Origin of the sequence: Maricaulis sp. (assembly GCF_039978735.1) — a bacterium.
Lineage (GTDB): Bacteria > Pseudomonadota > Alphaproteobacteria > Caulobacterales > Maricaulaceae > Maricaulis.
Genome location: NZ_JBDWAS010000045.1, coordinates 198,935 through 215,969, shown reverse-complemented (window position 1 = coordinate 215,969; position 17,035 = coordinate 198,935). Strand labels below are relative to the sequence as shown.

Annotated in this window: 12 protein-coding genes; 2 read left to right on the top strand and 10 right to left on the bottom strand. The window is 67.2% G+C overall.

The annotated features are described in order from the left end of the window. Positions 1-23: 23 nt before the first annotated feature. Positions 24-2,720 (bottom strand): DNA mismatch repair protein MutS, encoded by a 2,697-nt coding sequence (gene mutS, locus ABJO18_RS13635; protein ID WP_348506520.1) that lies wholly within the window; start codon positions 2,718-2,720, stop codon positions 24-26. A 100-nt stretch (positions 2,721-2,820) separates the two neighbouring features. Here mutS and ABJO18_RS13630 point away from each other — a divergent pair, with 100 nt between their 5' ends. Then, on the top strand, positions 2,821-5,106 hold the full coding sequence (locus tag ABJO18_RS13630) for an NADP-dependent malic enzyme (RefSeq protein WP_348506522.1): 2,286 nt from the start codon (positions 2,821-2,823) through the stop codon (positions 5,104-5,106). A 2-nt stretch (positions 5,107-5,108) separates the two neighbouring features. Here the strand turns inward: ABJO18_RS13630 and ABJO18_RS13625 are convergent, their stop codons facing one another. The 7 genes from ABJO18_RS13625 to rsmI all read right to left on the bottom strand — a co-directional run bounded on the left by ABJO18_RS13625 (position 5,109) and on the right by rsmI (position 13,735). After that, positions 5,109-6,464: an MFS transporter gene (locus ABJO18_RS13625; protein ID WP_348506523.1), complete on the bottom strand. Its 1,356-nt coding sequence runs from the start codon at positions 6,462-6,464 to the stop codon at positions 5,109-5,111. 27 nt (positions 6,465-6,491) lie between these two features. Further along, entirely contained in the window at positions 6,492-8,381 is a 1,890-nt protein-coding gene (locus tag ABJO18_RS13620) for an ATP-binding protein (RefSeq protein WP_348506525.1), read from the bottom strand. 636 nt (positions 8,382-9,017) lie between these two features. Continuing rightward, positions 9,018-10,553: a YifB family Mg chelatase-like AAA ATPase gene (locus tag ABJO18_RS13615; protein ID WP_348506527.1), complete on the bottom strand. Its 1,536-nt coding sequence runs from the start codon at positions 10,551-10,553 to the stop codon at positions 9,018-9,020. A gap of 205 nt (positions 10,554-10,758) precedes the next feature. Next, on the bottom strand, positions 10,759-11,706 hold the full coding sequence (gshB, locus tag ABJO18_RS13610; protein WP_348506529.1) for a glutathione synthase: 948 nt from the start codon (positions 11,704-11,706) through the stop codon (positions 10,759-10,761). Next, a complete protein-coding gene (locus ABJO18_RS13605; RefSeq protein ID WP_348506531.1) occupies positions 11,706-12,365 on the bottom strand; it encodes a BON domain-containing protein in 660 nt (219 codons plus the stop codon). Before ABJO18_RS13605 ends, gshB begins: the two co-directional genes overlap by 1 nt. A 93-nt stretch (positions 12,366-12,458) precedes the next feature. Beyond that, positions 12,459-12,845, bottom strand: coding sequence for a YraN family protein (locus ABJO18_RS13600; protein WP_348506533.1), 387 nt, complete (start codon positions 12,843-12,845; stop codon positions 12,459-12,461). Then, positions 12,842-13,735 carry a 16S rRNA (cytidine(1402)-2'-O)-methyltransferase gene (gene rsmI, locus ABJO18_RS13595; RefSeq protein ID WP_348515970.1) on the bottom strand — a complete coding sequence of 298 codons (894 nt, stop codon included), beginning with the start codon at positions 13,733-13,735 and terminating at the stop codon, positions 12,842-12,844. The genes ABJO18_RS13600 and rsmI overlap by 4 nt, the downstream gene beginning before the upstream one ends. 61 nt (positions 13,736-13,796) lie before the next feature. On the opposite strand from rsmI, the gene ABJO18_RS13590 reads away from it, so the two are divergent. Continuing rightward, the gene (locus ABJO18_RS13590) at positions 13,797-15,077 is read left to right on the top strand and encodes a penicillin-binding protein activator (RefSeq protein WP_348515969.1); all 1,281 of its coding nucleotides are present in this window, start codon (positions 13,797-13,799) and stop codon (positions 15,075-15,077) included. On the opposite strand, the gene hemW is transcribed toward ABJO18_RS13590, so the two are convergent. Together hemW and rdgB are read right to left on the bottom strand one after the other, a co-directional pair. Beyond that, positions 15,074-16,237 (bottom strand): radical SAM family heme chaperone HemW, encoded by a 1,164-nt coding sequence (gene hemW, locus ABJO18_RS13585; protein WP_348506539.1) that lies wholly within the window; start codon positions 16,235-16,237, stop codon positions 15,074-15,076. The two genes, ABJO18_RS13590 and hemW, sit on opposite strands and share 4 nt — an antisense overlap. Then, complete coding sequence (gene rdgB / locus ABJO18_RS13580; protein WP_348506541.1) at positions 16,234-16,830, bottom strand: RdgB/HAM1 family non-canonical purine NTP pyrophosphatase; 597 nt, start codon at positions 16,828-16,830, stop codon at positions 16,234-16,236. The genes hemW and rdgB overlap by 4 nt, the downstream gene beginning before the upstream one ends. Positions 16,831-17,035 lie beyond the last annotated feature (205 nt).

Here is a 17,035-nt window from a genome sequence, read left to right as displayed (position 1 = left end):
TCTAGTCGTGCCGCGGGCCGCCGTCACGCCTTCTTCACCAGCGATTTTAGCGCATAGACAAGGTCCAGCGCCTCGCGCGGCGTCAGTGCATCCGGGTCGATCCCGTCCAGCCGCTTTTCCACCTCGGACGGCTCGAGGATCGGCGCCTGCTCGGGCTCGGCCACGGCAAAGAGCGGCAGGGTGTCGAGTGCCGCGGCCGGAGCCCCGTCGGACTCCAACCGTTTCAGGATGGATTTCGCCCGGCTGATCGCCTTGCGCGGCAGACCGGCCCGGCGCGCGACCTCGATGCCGTAGGAGCGGTCGGCCGCCCCGGCTCCGACCTCGTGCAGGAAGACCAGCTCGCCCTTCCATTCCTTCGCCTTGAGCGACACGTTTCCGGCCGCATCCAGATCCTCGGCGAGACGGGTCAGCTCGTGATAATGCGTCGCGAAGAGCGCGCGGCAGCGATTGATCTCGTGCAGGTGTTCCGCCGCCGCCCAGGCAATGGACAGCCCGTCGAAGGTCGCGGTACCGCGGCCGATCTCGTCGAGGATGACAAAGCTGCGCGGTGTCGCCTGGTTGAGGATCGCCGCGGTCTCGATCATCTCGGCCATGAAGGTCGAGCGGCCGCGCGCCAGATCGTCGGCCGCGCCGACGCGGGAATAGAGCCGGTCGGCGACACCGATCTCGGCGCGTTCCGCCGGGACATAGCAGCCGGCCTGGGCCAGCATCAGGATCAAGGCATTCTGGCGCAGAAAGGTCGATTTACCCGCCATGTTGGGGCCGGTGACGAAGGTCAGACGGGCCGCATTTTCCCCCGATCCGTCCAGTTGGCAGGAATTGGGGGTGAAGCGCCCCTCGCCGGATTTCGCCAGTGCGCGCTCGACCACGGGGTGGCGGCCGCCATCGACAGAAAACGTAAACGAATCGTTAATTTGTGGGCGGCACGCCCCGGCCTCTTCAGCCCATTCGGCGAGCGCCGCGGACACATCGAATTCTGCCAGAGCGGCCGTCGCAAGGCGGATAAAGCCTGCCAGCGCCTCCACGCGGTCGCGCAACGCGGCAAATGTCTCGATCTCCATCGCCAGCGCCCGCTCGCCGGCACTCGCGATCTTCGATTCCAGCTCCGCCAGCTCGGTCGTGGTGAAGCGGACCGCATTCGCCATGGTCTGGCGGTGGATGAAAGTGTCGTCGCCCATCAGCGCATCGGCATGGCGCGCCGTCACCTCGACGAAATAGCCCAGCACATTATTGTGCTTCACCTTCAGGCTCGAAACGCCCGTCGCTTCGGCATAGGTCTGCTGCAGACCGGCCACGATACGGCGCGAGGCGTCGCGCAATTGCCGGGTCTCGTCCAGTTCGGGCATCCAGCCTTCCGCCACGAACCCGCCATCGCGCGCCAGCAAGGGCGGCTCGTCGACAATCGCCCGGTCGAGATCGCCAACCAGCGCCGCAAGCTCCGGCTTGTCGGCCAGGGTCAGCGCGGCGATCCCGTCTGCGATACGCTGCGGCGGACGGTCGAGCTGGGCGTCCAGCAGGCGCGCGGCGATCGCCTCGCCCTCCTGCAGCGCACCGCTGAGCGCCTTGAGATCGCGCGGACCGCCCCGGCCGACGAGCAGGCGCGACAGGCCGCGTTCGGCATCGCCGGCGGACTTCAGACGGTCGCGCAATTGCCGGCGCAGTCCGGCCTCGCGCTCGAACCAGGCGACGGCATCCAGCCGCGCCTCGATCGCGGCAACATCGGTCAGCGGACGCGCCAGCCGGTCGGCCAGCGCCCGCGCACCCGGCGCGGTGACAGTCCGGTCGATTGCACCGAGCAGCGAACCCTGGCGGTCACCGGACAGGGTGCGGTCGATTTCCAGGCTGGCCCGGGTCGCCGGGTCGATGGCCAGGACACTGCCCTCTCGCGCCTGGCGCGGCGGCGACAGCTTGGCGGGCGCGCCGGCCTGGGAGAGGGCGAGATAATCCAGCAGCGCCCCCAGCGCCGCCCGTTCCGCCTTCGAGAAATCCCCGAACGCGGTCAGCTCCTGCACCTCGAACTGGGCCTTGAGCTGGCGCTCCGCCGAGGCAACATCGAACTTGGCCCGCGGCAGCGGGGTCAGCGTGGTGCGCGGCAAAAGACCCGCCGCCTCGCCGAACCGGCTCTCCTCGACCAGCAGCTCGGCCGGGTTCATCGCCGCCAGCTCCGCCGTCAGGGCGTCCCCCGCAACGGCACAGACCGCAAACTCGCCGGTCGAGATATCCGCCCAGGCAACGGCATTCTCGCCGGTCGCCAGCTGCGCCAGCGCGGCAATGCGGTTGGCCGAGCGTGGATCGAGCAGGCTGTCCTCGGTCAGCGTGCCCGGCGTGACGATACGGGTGATGGCCCGCTGCACGACCGCCTTGGATCCGCGCGCCTTGGCGGCCTTGGGATCCTCGATCTGCTCGCCCACGGCGACCTTGAAACCCGCCTTGATCAGACGCGCCAGATAGGCCTCGGCCGTGGCTGCCGGCACACCGCACATCGGGATCGGCTCGCCCTGGTGTTCGCCGCGCTTGGTCAGCGCGATGTCCAGCGCGGCCGCTGCCCGCACCGCATCGTCGAAGAAGAGCTCGTAGAAATCGCCCATGCGGTAGAAGAGCAGCGCATCGCCCGGCGCCTGCGACCGCAGGGCCAGGAATTGCTCCATCATCGGCGTGGCGCCCTCGGCTGAGGGAAAGGCACGATCGGCGGGCATGGGAAGGCTGGACAGGGAATTCATCGGCGCAGACGGTGGCGAGGTTTCACCTTGCGTGCAAGGGTGTGAAGCGGCTAGAGCCCATACGATTGTCCATAACCAAAATAAAGCAGGGAAAACGGGGATGAACGACAGAACCAGCCACGTCGAGGACGAAGAAGCGCTCGCCTTCCACAAGGAACCTGTCCCCGGCAAGCTCGCCCTGTCTCCGACCAAGCCGATGGCGACGCAGCGCGATCTCTCGCTGGCCTATTCGCCCGGTGTTGCTGCGCCGGTGAAGGCGATCGCGGAGAACCCTGACGCGGTCTACGATTACACGTCCAAGGGCAATATGGTCGCGGTGATCTCCAACGGTACGGCCATTCTCGGCCTGGGCGATCTGGGCGCCATGGCGTCCAAACCGGTGATGGAAGGCAAGGCAGTGCTGTTCAAGCGCTTTGCCGATATCGACGCGATGGACATCGAGGTCGAGGAGACCGATGCCGACGCCTTCATCGAGTGCGTCAAGCGGATCGGCAACACATTCGGCGGCATCAATCTGGAAGACATCAAGGCGCCGGAAAGCTTCATCATCGAACAGCGCTTGCGCGAACTGCTCGACGTACCGGTCTTCCACGACGACCAGCACGGCACGGCGATCATCTCTGTTGCCGGCATCATCAATGCCTGCGATATCACCGGCCGCAAGATCAGCGATCTGAAAGTCGTGGTGAACGGCGCCGGTGCGGCCGGTATTGCCGTGCTCGAGCTTCTCAAGGCGATGGGCGTCAAGCACGAGAACGCGCTGCTGTGCGACTCCAAGGGCGTCATCCATACCGGGCGCGACGGGCTGAACCAGTGGAAAGCGGCGCACGCCGCCGACACGGATCGCCGCTCGCTGGCCGAGGCGCTGGACGGCGCCGACTGCTTCCTGGGCCTGTCGGTCGCCGGTGCGGTGACCCAGGACATGGTCAAGTCGATGGCCAAGGACCCGATCATCTTCGCGATGGCCAATCCGGATCCCGAGATCAGGCCGGAAGACGTGCGTGCCGTGCGCGATGACGCCATCATCGCCACCGGCCGGTCGGACTATCCCAACCAGGTCAATAACGTCCTCGGCTTCCCCTACATCTTCCGCGGCGCCCTTGATGCGCGTGCCCGCACGATCAATGAAGAAATGAAGATCGCCGCAGCCCGCGCCCTGGCGGCGCTGGCCCGCGAGGATGTGCCGGACGAGGTGGCCGCAGCCTATCACGGCTCGCGCCCGTCATTCGGCCGCGACTACATCATCCCCTCGCCCTTCGATCCGCGGCTCATCCACTATGTGCCGCCCTATGTCGCCCAGGCTGCGATGGATACCGGCGTCGCGCGCAAGCCGATCGCCGACATGACCGCCTACCGGGCCTCGCTGGCCCGGCGCCTCGACCCGACCGCTGCCCTGCTGCAGCGCATCCAGGGCGCGGTGATGGGTCATGGCCGCCGCATCGTCTTTGCCGAGGGCGAGGAGCCGTCGGTGATCCGCGCCGCCTATGCCTTCCAGAACCAGGAGCTGGGCAAGGCCATTCTGGTCGGCCGCGAAGAGATCACCCGCGCCAACATGCGCCAGGTCGGTGTGCCGGAAGACGCGATCGAGATCGTCAATGCCCGCCTCTCCGACCGCAATGCCGATTATGCCGATTTCCTGTATGAGCGTCTGCAGCGCAAGGGCTATCTGCGCCGCGACGTGCAGCGTCTGGTCAACAATGACCGCAACGTCTTCTCCGCCTGCATGGTGAAGCTGGGCGATGCCGACGGCATGGTCACGGGCACGACCCGTTCCTATGCCGCAGCGCTGAGCGATGTCGGCCTGGTGCTCGACCCGGCGCCGGGACAGCGCGTGATGGGCATGTCCATCGCGCTCGCGAAGAACCGTACGCTGTTCATCGCCGACACCAATATTGCCGAATTCCCCGACAGCGAGGCGCTCGCCGATATCGCCACGGAAACCGCAGCGGCCGCGAAAGGCTTCGGCTTCACGCCGCGCGTCGCCTTCCTGTCCTATTCCACCTTCGGCAATCCGCAGGGCCAGCGCTCCGACAAGCTGCAGGAGGCCGTGCGCCTGCTCGACGAGCGCGGCGTGAATTTCGAATACGAAGGCGAGATGAATGTCGATGTGGCGCTCGACCCGTCACACCGCTTCCTCTACCCCTTCTCGCGCCTGAAGGGTCCGGCCAATGTACTGGTCATGCCGGCAATTCATGCCGCCTCCATCGCCACCAAGCTGCTGCGCGTGGCCGGCGGGGCGACCGTGATCGGCCCGATGCTGGTCGGTGTCGAAAAACCCGTGCAGATCGCCCGTCTCGGCGCCTCGGTCAGCGAGATCACCACGCTCGCAGCACTCGCCGCCTACGATCCGGAAAAGCATGAGGTGGACAGCACGCTGGCGGAGTAGGCCTACTCCGCCTCCACCGTCTCGCGTTCAGCGAACTTCTCCTCGCCGCGTGCGCCCGGTGGTCCGCGGAAGGCGACCAGCACCAGCAAGGCGGCGGCGGGCAGGGTCCACGCCGCCGTCAGCACGAAGAACATCACCCAGCCGACCGCATCCGCCAGCACGCCGGAAAAGCCCGACAGGAACTTCGCAAACAGGGCGTAGAAGGAACTGAGCAGCGCATACTGGGTCGCCGCATTGGCCGGATCGACCAGGCTGGACAGATAGGCAATGAAGACAGTGGTGACGAAACCGCCGGCCAGATTGTCGCCGACAATCGCGATGGCGAGTTTCCAGGCATCGTCAGCTTGGGCCGTTGCCGCGAGCCAGGCATAGGCACCGTTTGTCACGAAGGTGATGCCCAGACCGACCATCAAGGCCCGCATCATGCCGATGCGATAGGCCACCACACCGCCCAGGAACAGGCCGAACAGCGTTGCCGCGAGCCCCGGCCCACCCTGGATACCGCCGACGACCGCACGGTCGAACTCCAGGTCAGAATAGAGCGGCGCAGCCATCACACCCATGGTGAAGTCGCTCATCCGGTAGAGCGAGATCAGCGCGAAGACCGGGATGATCCACCAGCCCAGCCGGCCGAAAATGGCCTTGAAAGGCTCATAGACGGCCTTGGCGACCTTCAGCCCGAAGCCGCCCTCCAGCTCACGCTTCCCAACCCCGGCCCTGGGTTCCTTCATCGCAAAGACGAGGCCGGCGGAGACGAGCATGGCACCGGCCATGGCGAGGAAGGACACGTCCCAGTCAGCCCATTCTGAAATGGCGAGGCCCAGGCCGGAGGTCATGTAGGCGATGCGGTAGCCGAAGGAGTAGGCGGCCGCCATGTTGGCCTGCATGTCGTTCGGCGCAGACTCGATCCGCCAGGCATCAATGGCCACATCCAGCGTGGCGCCGGAATAGGCCAGCAGGAGCGCGGCAATGGCGACCGGGACAAGGCTGACCAGAGGGTCGGTCTGCGAGATGATGACCAGCGCGATCACCGTTCCGGAGATCGCCGTGACAATCCAGGAGCGGCGCGCGCCGAGCAGGCTGTAAAGGACGGGAATCTTCACCCGGTCAACGATCGGTGCCCACAGCCATTTCAGCGTATAGGACAAGGTAACGAAGTAGAAAAAGCCGATCGTCGAGCGCTCGATGCCGGCATCGCGCAGCCAGTAGGACAGTTTCTGGAACACCATGTAGAGCGGCAGGCCCGACGCGAAGCCCAGGATCAGCATGGAGATCATGACCGGGGTGAAGTAGACGGTGAGCGTCTTGAGCCAGGTGGTGCGGCCAGCCGCACCGATCTCCGCATTGCTGTCGGCCATGTCCCTGAAACTCCAGCGGGGTTGAGATCAACCCATGCTGGCCCGCTTTTCCCGTCCGCACAAGTTAACGAGGACGGCGGTGAGGCGGTCGGGGTCGAGGGGTTTGGAGAGGAATTCGTCCATGCCGGCGCCCAGACACAGCTTGCGGTCGCTTTCCGAGGCATTCGCCGTGAGCGCGATCAGCGGCAAGGTCAGCCCGGCTTCGCGCGCCTTGCGGGCAACATCTGGCCCGTCGCGCTTCGGCATGCGCTGATCGAGCAGGGCGGCGTCGAATTCCTGCACCGCCAGCGCTTCGCTGGCGGCCTCGCCATCGCTCACGAGCGTGACGGCAATGCCCAGGCTTTCCAGACATTTGCGGGCAATAAGAGCGTTGACCGGATCGTCTTCGGCGACCAGCAGGCTGAGGCCGGAAACATCAGGCTGCACGGACGGCCGCCGGGGTGCTTCGGTGTCCGGCGCGTCCTCCCGGCCCGTCAACCGGTCGATCAGGGTTGCCGGGCGCACCGGTTTGACGAACCAGCCCTCGCCAGGGCCGGCCGTTTTGATGACCGCCGCCTTCTGGTCCGGCGCGACCAGGTGCCAGGTCCGCACGACGCCGGTTTCGGCTGCCGCCGCGGCCCAGACCGGATCGACAAGAAGCTCCCGGCCATCGGCCTCAGCGGCGAGCATGTCGGGCGAGTCGATTGCCAGAGCGTCGGCGCCGAGCGCCTCGAGCTGGTCGCACAGACTGGTGCGCAGAATGGCATTGGGTGCCGCGACCGCGACCCGATGGCCCGTCAGCGGCTGCGCGTCCATCACCGCCTCGACGGGCAGGTCGAACACGACCCAGAATTTCGCGCCTTCGCCCAAGCGGCTTTCCAGACCCATCGTGCTGTCCATCGCCTCGACAAGGCGGCGGACCATGGCGAGGCCCAGACCTGCGCCCCCTTCTGCGCCGTCACGTTCCGCAGCACCGCGCTCGAAATGCTCGAACAGGGTCTGCTGATCGGCTTCGGCAATGCCGGGGCCGGTATCGCTGACCGAGAGCGCCAGACGCACCGCCCCATCGGCGCCGGGTGTGCCGGTGATATCGACGCGCACACCGCCGGACCGGGTGAATTTCACCGCATTGCCGATCAGGTTGAACAGGATCTGGCGCAGGCGCGCGGCATCGCCGATCACGCGCACCGGTGCACCCGCGCCCTGCACCACACCTATTTCGAGCCCTTTTTCGCGGGCCCGCGGCGCCGCGAGTTCGACGGTTTCGCGCACCAGTTCAACCACGTCGACCGGTTCGGGACGCAGGTCGAGCTTGCCGGCCTCGAGGCGCGACAGGTCGAGAATATCGTCTACCATCGCCAGCGCATGATCGGCCGATGTGGCAATCGAGCGGACATAATCGGCCTGGTCCGGGCGCAGCGGCGTGGCTTCCAGCAGGCGGGCAACCCCCAGCGCGCCGGCCAGCGGCGTGCGCAATTCATGGGTAACGGCGGCGAAGAACAGGGACTTGGCGCGCTGCGACGCTTCCAGATCGTCGTGCGCCTCGCGGCGGCGGGTGACGTCGCGGCCGACGGAGATCACACCGCCATCGTCAGGAAGGAGACGCTCGTCCCATTCGATCCAGAGCGGACCGGAACGCGTGCGCATCAGCATTTCATAGCGGCGCTGATCGGCGGTCGAGACCGGCGGCGCCACGGAGAACCAGCGGCCGACCCAGTCGGTGCGCTCGCCGCCAAAGGCCTTGAGAAAGGCGGCATTGACGTAGAGCACGCGGCCGCTGTGGCCGCGCACCAGCATCAGCTCACCTGCCGCATCGAGCGCTGTGAGGAGCACGGCATCGAGGGCGGGTTCGGCGTGAAGACGGCGCGGCGCGCTCTCTCTGGCGTGGCGGGCGTGAGCGACGCCACGGCCGGCAAGACGTGTGTCCGGGTCCGGCACGCGATCCGGCGCCCGGTCCGGGTCTCTAACCCCGTCTCGGCGTCCTGTATCACCAAGCCGTATACCATCATGACCCGTATCACCGTGCCCGGCATTGTGGCGATCCGCATCACAGCGTCCGGGGTCACTGCGCCCTGCATCATCACGACCGGCATCATCATGATCGGCATCGTCACAACCGGCATCGCTTCGGACGGCTGCCTGCCGTGCCGCGGAACCTGTCGGGCGGATGATTTGCGCACGGCGGCGCATGGAGTTTGGCGCAAACGCTTTGTCAGCCCCGGCGCCCGCGCGCCGCTCTGCGTCATCCTGCCTGTCACCCTCGCCTGCAGCGCCGGCGCGGGACCCATCCCGCGATGCGCCGGGCGGGAGCCCGGAGGACCCGTCTTTGCCGTCCCGTTTCATGCCGTCCTGTCTAGCAGGGGACGGTTAACGAAGCGTCGTGACCGCCTCCCCCGCAGCACAACGTCGCGCACCGCGCAACACCGGGCGCAACCCGGCAACGGCAGGAGGTTGCGCCGCGCCGGATTGCGCCCGGGCCTCCGGAGCCCGGTTTTGAGGTCCCGCTCGCAGCTCCGCCAGCAACTTGCCCGCAGATGCGCCGGCCGCAGCGGTGTGACCGGCTTGGCCAGCTGCCTATTGCGCCGCCAGTGCCACACCCGCAGACAGCTGCGTCGCCTCGAACAGGCCGCGCCGGCAGGCCAGCGCCTCGGCGATGTGGATGCGGCGCACGCCTTCCTGGCCTTCCAGGTCGGCAATGGTCCGGGCGACGCGCAAGACGCGGTGATAGGAGCGGGCGGTGAGATTGTGCGCTGTGGCGGCTTCGTTGAGCAGGGCCTCGCCCGGCCGGTCCGGTGTAGCGACATGGTCGAGAATGTCGGTTGGCAGATGCGCGTTGAGATAGCCGCGCGCGGTCTGGATATCGCGGGCGCGGGCAACACGCCGGGCAGCCTCGGCCGTGCCTTCGGCCGGTGGCGGTAGCGCCAGGTCGGCCGGAGTGACGGCCGGCACGTGGATCTGCAGATCGATCCGGTCGAGCATCGGACCGGAGATGCGTGCCTGATAGTCGCGCGCGCAGCGCGGGCCACGGCGGCAGCCGGTGCCGCCATCCCCGCCACCGCCACAGCGGCAGGGATTCATGGCAGCGACGAGCTGAAAGCGCGCCGGGTAGACGATGTGGGCATTGGCCCGGGCGACGGTGATCGAGCCGGTTTCCAGCGGCTGGCGCAGGCTGTCGAGTACCTGGGGGTGAAATTCCGGCAATTCGTCCAGGAACAGCACGCCGCGATGGGCGAGCGAAGCCTCACCGGGCCGGGCCCGCATGCCGCCGCCGACCATTGCTGCCATCGAGGCCGAGTGGTGCGGCGAGCGGAAGGGACGGGTCCGTGTCAGCCGCCCGCGCTCGAGCAGGCCGGCGACCGAGTGGATCATCGAGACGTCCAGCAATTCTTCCGGCGCCAGCGCCGGCAGGAGACCCGGCAGGCGCTCGGCCATCATCGACTTGCCGGAACCGGGCGGCCCCACCATCAGGAGATTGTGGTGACCGGCCGCGGCGATCTCGAGCGCTCGCTTGGCCGCTTCCTGACCGCGGACCTGGGCGAGGTCCGGCCCCGTGCCGGTATCGAGCAATTCACCCGGCACCGGGCGGGCGAGCACCTGGGTGCCCTTGAAGTGATTGATCAGCTGGATCAGCGTCGCCGGTGCGAGAATGGCCAGGTCGCCCCCGGCCCAGGCGGCTTCGGCACCGCACGCTTCCGGACAGATCAGCGACAGGCCGGCCGCGTTGGCCGCAACGGCGGCCGGCAGCGCGCCCGGCGCCGAGCGGATGCGCGCATCGGCCCCCAGCTCGCCGAACACGAGATGCCCCTCGACGGCGTCCTTGGGCAGAATGCTCATTTCCGCGAGCACGCTGACAGCAATCGGCAGGTCGAAATGCGCCCCTTCCTTGGGGCGGTCGGCCGGCGCGAGATTGACGATCAACCGTTTGGACGGCAGCGACAGGCCGAGCGCGGCAAACGCCGCACGCACCCGTTCCCGGCTTTCCGTGACCGCCTTGTCTCCGAGACCGACGACTGAGAAAATCGGCTGCTGGCCGCCTGCCACCTGTACTTGTACGTCAACCAGGCCCGCTTCAGCCCCGTCGAACGCCACCGATGTCGTTCGCGCTGCCATGCTTTCTCCCTGACGTACCGGGAAATAGAATCGCTGAGCAGCCGCATGTGTCGCAGAATGCCACTCACCGTGCCTTTCTGCCACAGTCGCCCAGCGACCGGCCTAAAGGCCCATCATGACAGGGTTTTCCACAGACCCTGTCCACACCCGGATCAAAACAGGAACACAGAGTGAACGAAGACAACCAACACGTCAAGCGTGCAATCTAGACGGCCAGCCGCTTTTCGACGCAGTCCCAGAAAATGGCGCAGGTATCGATACCGGAGAAGCGCTTGAGCTCCTGCACGCCGGTCGGCGAGGTGACGTTGATTTCCGTCATCCGGCCGCCGATCACATCGATCCCGACCAGAACCAGATCCCGCTCGCGCAGGACCGGACCGATCGCGGCGCAGATCGCGCGGTCGGCATCATCGAGGTCGGACGCCTCGGCTACACCGCCGACATGCATGTTCGAGCGGGTCTCGCCCTTTTGCGGCACGCGATTGATCGCGCCAACCGGCTCGCCATCAATCAGCAGAACGCGCTTGTCGCCCTTCTCGACCGCCGGCAGGAAGGCCTGGGCGACGACCGGTTCACGCGACTGGGCAAAGAACATTTCCAGCAGCGAGGAGAAATTGCCGTCGCCCGGACGCAGCCGGAAGACGCCGGCGCCGCCATTGCCGTAGAGCGGCTTGATGATGATGTCGGAATGCGTGTCGCGAAAGGCCCGCAGCGCGCCGATATCGCGCGAGATCAGCGTCGGCGGGATCAGATCCGGGAACATCAGCGGCATGATCTTTTCCGGGCTGGAGCGCACCCAGGCCGGGTCGTTCAGCACCAGGGTCCGCCCCTTGAGGAATTCCAGGATGTGGGCGGCGGTCTGGTAGGCCATGTCGAAGGGCGGGTCCTGGCGCATCAGGACAACATCGACATCCTCGGCCAGGTCCAGCATGACCGGTTCGCCGAGATCGGCATGATTGCCCTGCTGGTGCCGCACGGTGACCGGACGCGCCCGCGCCAGCACACGGCCCTGCAGCCAGACCAGCTGGTCGGGATGATAGACGAAGAGCTCGGCACCACGGGCCTGGGCCTCTTCCATCAGGGCGAACGTGGTGTCTGCATCCACATTCACCGTCTCGATCGGGTCCATCTGGACCGCAACGCGCATGGTCATCAACGTGTCTCCGGGGCGCCCAGCAATTGCGGACCGGAGTTAGGGGTTTGCGCCGCCGGATCAAGGGCCGGGCGGGCTTCCCCCTCACACACTTCCGCGCGGCGCTCGCCGCGAGCGGGCAGATCGGTGGGCACACCATCGATGCGCACATAGGTGATCACTTCCTCCACACCCTCGACCAGCGAGGCATGGCTGGACGCGCGCTCGAGCTCGGCCCGGTTGCGCGCGACACCCAGCAGGTAGACATGGCCGGCCCGGGTCTCGACATTGAAATTGATCGATCGGATATTCCGGTCGGCCGCGAGACGGGCATTGACCCGCGCGGTGATCTGGCCGTCGCGGACCCGGTTGCGGAAGCCGTCTCCCGGACCGATCTCCAGCTCGTTGGCAACATTGCGCACGGCAACCGACGACCAGGCGATGCACTCCGCCATGCGCCGGTCGGCCTCGCGCGGCACGGCACCGGTCAGAAGGGCAATCCCCTCGGTGACTTCCACATCGACCCCGTCGAGCGCATAGCCCTCGGTGCGCAACATCGCCGCCTTGATCGAGACGGAGGCATTCGTGTCGTCCAGCTGGCGTCCGATCGAGCGCTCTTCCTGCACCGTTGAACAGGCAGTCAACAGGGCGAGGGCAGGCAGTGCCAGAATGCGGAACATGGGAACGCTCTCCAGTCGAATCGTGCGGTTCACTCTACGCGAAGGGACGCGCAAGACCACGTCCCGGTTCCCGGCCCGACTGTACGCGGCGCGTCAGATCAGGCTGACCGCGCCATCGCCGGGGACCCAGGCGGCGCGATGATGCACTGGAAGCCGCCCCGGCGCGACCAGAAACAGATCATAGCGCACAAACAGCCGGCGGAAGCGGGCATCGTGGCGGGCAAGCCAGAGACTGGCGGCCCGTTCGATGCGCTGGCGCTGGCGCGGACTGACGGAGTCGCGGGCCTCGGCGACAGACGGGCGCAGCTTGACCTCGATGAAGGCGATGTATTCGCCGCGGCAGGCAACGAGATCGACCTCGCCGGCCGGCGTGCGGGCGCGGCGATCGAGCAGGCGATAGCCCTTTGCGGCCAGCCAGGCCATGGCCAGCCACTCCGCCCAGCGGCCGCGCGCTTCCGCTGCCTGCCGGGCCCGGCTCACCCCTTGTCCCGCAGCGCCAGGGCGCGGGCATAGACGTCGCGCTTGGCCCAGCCTGACTGGGCGGCGATCTCGGCGGCGGCATCCTTGACCCGCATCTCGGCGAGCACGCGCTTGAGTGCCGCATCGATCCGCGCCTCGTCCCAGCCGGTCTCGCTGGCCGGTCCGATCACGATCACCACCTCACCGCGCGGCGGCCCGGCCTGGGCATAGTGTTCGGCCAGTCCGGCGAGCGTGCCGCGACGCGCTTCCTCGTGCAGCTTGGTCAGCTCACGGCAGACGGCGGCGGGCCGGTCACCCAGCACTTTCGCCATGCTCGCCAGAGAGGCAGGCAGGCGCGACGCCCCCTCATAGACAACCAGACTGCCCGGCGACCGGCCCATTTCCGCCAGCCAGGTCTCGCGGGCGCCGGTCTTGGGCGGGGGAAAACCGGCAAAGGTGAAACAGTCGGTCGGCAGGCCGGCAATGGCCAACGCCGCCAGAACCGCAGACGCGCCGGGGATCGCGATCACCTTGTGACCGGCCGCGATGACCTCGCGCGCCAGCTTGAAACCCGGATCGGAGACGAGGGGCGTGCCCGCATCGGAGACCAGCGCGATCCGCTTGCCCGCTTCCAGCGCAGCCAGGATGTGCGGCCGGACCTTCTCGCCATTGTGGTCGTGATAGGGCTGCAGCTCGGCGCGGATACCATAGGCATCGAGCAGGCGGCGGGAGACACGGGTGTCCTCGGCCAGAACGGTATCGGCAGCGGCCAGCACGTCGAGGGCGCGCAGGGTGATGTCGCGCAGATTCCCGATCGGGGTGGAAACCAGGTAGAGACCGGGCTCCAGTGCTTGCCCCTTTCCACCCGGCCAGATAGCTTCGCGAGAAATTTCACCGGGTAGTCCGCTCATGCCGTCCGTCATTCTTTCGCGTTTTCATTCCTGTCTTTCCAGCATGACACAAAGCGCGGGCTTGCGCGCCTTCGCTGTCATCGGTCTCGTCGGCATCGCCGCGGCGGCCTGCAGCACCACGCCACCGCCCCCGCCGCCGGTACAGCAGCCACCCGTTACCCAGCCGGAACCGGAGCCAACGCCGGAGCCGGAACCCGAGCCGGAAGTGCGCACCGGGCTCATTCCGCCGCACATGGCCGATCGCGACCTCGTCCGCGTCGCTGTCCTGCTGCCCTTCTCGGCGGAGAATGCCGGCGCCCGCGCGGAAGCCCTGCGCCTGCTGCGCGCCGCCGAACTGGCCCTGTTCGAGCGCGGCAGCGGCAATCTCCTGATGATCCCCAAGGATACGCAGGGCACGCCCGAAGGCGCCCGCGCCGCTGCCATGGCAGCCGCCGGCGACGGCGCCGACATGATTATCGGCCCGCTGTTCGGACCCGCCGTGTCCGGCGCTGCCTCGATTGCGCGCCAGGCCAATATTCCGGTGATCGCCTTCACCACGGACACGACGGTGGCAGGTGATGGCGTCTATCTGATGAGCTTCCCGCCCGAGATCGAGGTCGCCCGGATTGTGGAATACGCATCCCGCCAGGGCGTCGAGCGTTTTGCCTATCTGGGCCCGCAGGACCGCTATGGCATGGCGGTCTATGATGCCCTGCAGAACAGTGCCGGGCTGAATGGCGGCTATGTCGCCGCGGATTCCTTCTATACCGGCGATGTGGAAGCCATGGCCCGCGCGTCGGCGCGCCTGGCCAGCGGTGTCTTCGAACCGCTCACCCCGGAAGACGCGCTCGAGCTGCAACGCCAGGAATGGGTGCCGGATCCCGATGCCGCTTTCCAGGCCGTGATCCTGCCCGAGGGCAGCACCCGCCTGCGGGCCCTGGGCCCGCTGCTGGTCTCGCAGAATGTCGACCCGCTGGTCGTGCGCTTCCTGGGCACCGGCCTGTGGAACGATCCGGAATTGCTGCGCGAACCGGCGCTGCATGGCGGCTGGTTTGCCGGCCCCGACCAGGCCGCGCGCGAGCGCTTCGAAACATCCTATCGTGAAGCCTATGACAGCCCGCCCTCGCGCATCGCCAGCCTGGCCTATGACGCCATGGCCCTGGCAGCACACCTCGATGGTGGCGAGCGCGGCTTCTCGCGCGAGGCGATCGAGGAAGAGCAGGGCTTCATGGGCGCGGACGGCCTGTTCCGTTTCCGCTCCGACGGGCTGATCGAGCGCGGTCTGGCAATTTTCGAGATCCGCCCGCGCGGCCTGCGCGAGATCGAGCCCGCGCCGCTGAGCTTCGAACCGCAGGCTTTCTAGGGTACGAGCTCGCCGGAAACCCCGTCGGCCAGAAGACGGCCGGCGGCCGTCAGGCGTATCCGGGAACCGGCCTCATCCACCATGCCCTGGCGCATCATGCGCGCCAGCCCGTCGGGGTCGACCCTGCCGCCGGTGGTGGCGTGCAGATGATCGATGTCCAGCCCGTCCGCCAGGCGCATTCCCATCAGGATGCGTTCGGCGATCTCGTCCGCGACTGAAAGCGCTTCCTCGCCCGCTATGCCGCTGCCGGTCTCTGCGACACGGCGGATATAGTCGGCCGGGCGCCGGGCCGCTTCTGTCGCCGCGCGCCCGCCCGCGCTGGCGCGTCCGATACGGCCATGGGCTCCCGGGCCGATACCGATCCAGTCGCCGCCCTCCCAGTAGAGCCGGTTGTGCACCGACTGGTCGGCGCGGCTGCGGGCATGATTGGAGATTTCATAGCCTTCAAACCCGGCGTCCGCGCACAGGCTTTCAGTCAGCTCGTAAAGGTCGGCGGCAAAGTCCGGCGGCGCGTCCAGCTGTTCGCCGCGGCCGGCGCGTTTTCCGAAGGCCGTACCCGGCTCGATGGTCAGCTGGTAGGGCGATATATGCCCGGCACCGCTGGCCAGCGCCTCGCCGAGCTCGGCTGCCCAGTCATCCGCCGTCTGGCCGGCGCGGGCATAGATCATGTCGAGCGAGACGCGGGCGAAGTCGCGCTGTGCCGCGTCGATCGCCCTGCGCGCCAGCGAGGCGTCATGGTCGCGGCCGAGCGAGACCAGTACCTGGTCGTCAAAGCTCTGCACGCCCAGCGACAGCCGGTTGATGCCGGCCGAGGCCATGCCGGAAAATCCGTCGACATCCTTGGGATTGGCTTCCAGCCCGATTTCCGCGTCGCTGGAGAAGCCCCACAGACGCTCGGCCTCACCGATCACGGCGGCGAGCTGCTGCGAGGTCATCAGGGATGGCGTGCCGCCGCCGAAATGCAGGCTGGCGAGCGACCGGGCGCCGGTGCGGGCGCGCCAGTGCGCCATATCGGCCAGCATGGCCGCCAGAAGCGCATCGTCATCGCCCTTCGGCCGGTAGACGTTGAAATCGCAATAAGGGCAGATCCGGGCACAGTAGGGCCAGTGCACATACAGCCCCAGCGCATTGCCGAGGCCGGGGGCCGGCCCCTCGCTCACGATCCGAATTCCGCTGCGGTCATTGCGGCCAGGGCCCGGGCGCGATGGCTCAGGGCGCGCTTCTCTTCCGGCGCCATCTCGCCGAAAGTCCGGCTCTCGCCTTGCGGGCAGAAGACCGGGTCATAGCCGAAACCGCCCGTGCCGCGTGGCGGCCAGACAATGCTGCCGGTCACTTCACCGCGATAATGGCTGAGCGTTCCGTCGGGACGAGCGAGGGCGATCACACTGACAAAACGCGCCGTACGGTCCGCCGCCTCGCCAAGTTCGTCGTGGACCCGCTGCATGGCCCGGCCGAAATCGCGCGGCTCGCCGGCCCAGCGGGCCGAATAGATGCCGGGCGCGCCGTCCAGCGCATCGACGGCCAGGCCGGAATCATCGGCCAGGCAGACCAGGCCCGTCGCCTCGCAGGCGGCCCGCGCCTTCAGCGCAGCATTACCCTCGAATGTCGGCTCGGTTTCTTCGGGTTCAGGAAGGTCGAGTTCTGCAGCGCTTTTCAGGGCGATTCCACGCGGCGCGAGAATGTCCCGCAACTCCTTGATCTTGCCCGTATTATGGCTTGCAAGAACCCAGGTTTCACCATCAGAAATCGCCATTATTCCGGTCCTCTTTTATCGCCTTTCGAAAAATTCATATCGAAAAACGATATTTTTTGCTTGCGCACCCGCCGCCTCTCGTTTATCGATAAACAACAAGGACGGGAGACACCGTCCCGCGTACCACGAATGACAACGGTAATTGGTCAGATTAAAGCAGAAAGGAAACAGTCAAATGGTCAGGTCCGGAAATTCAAGCATGCAG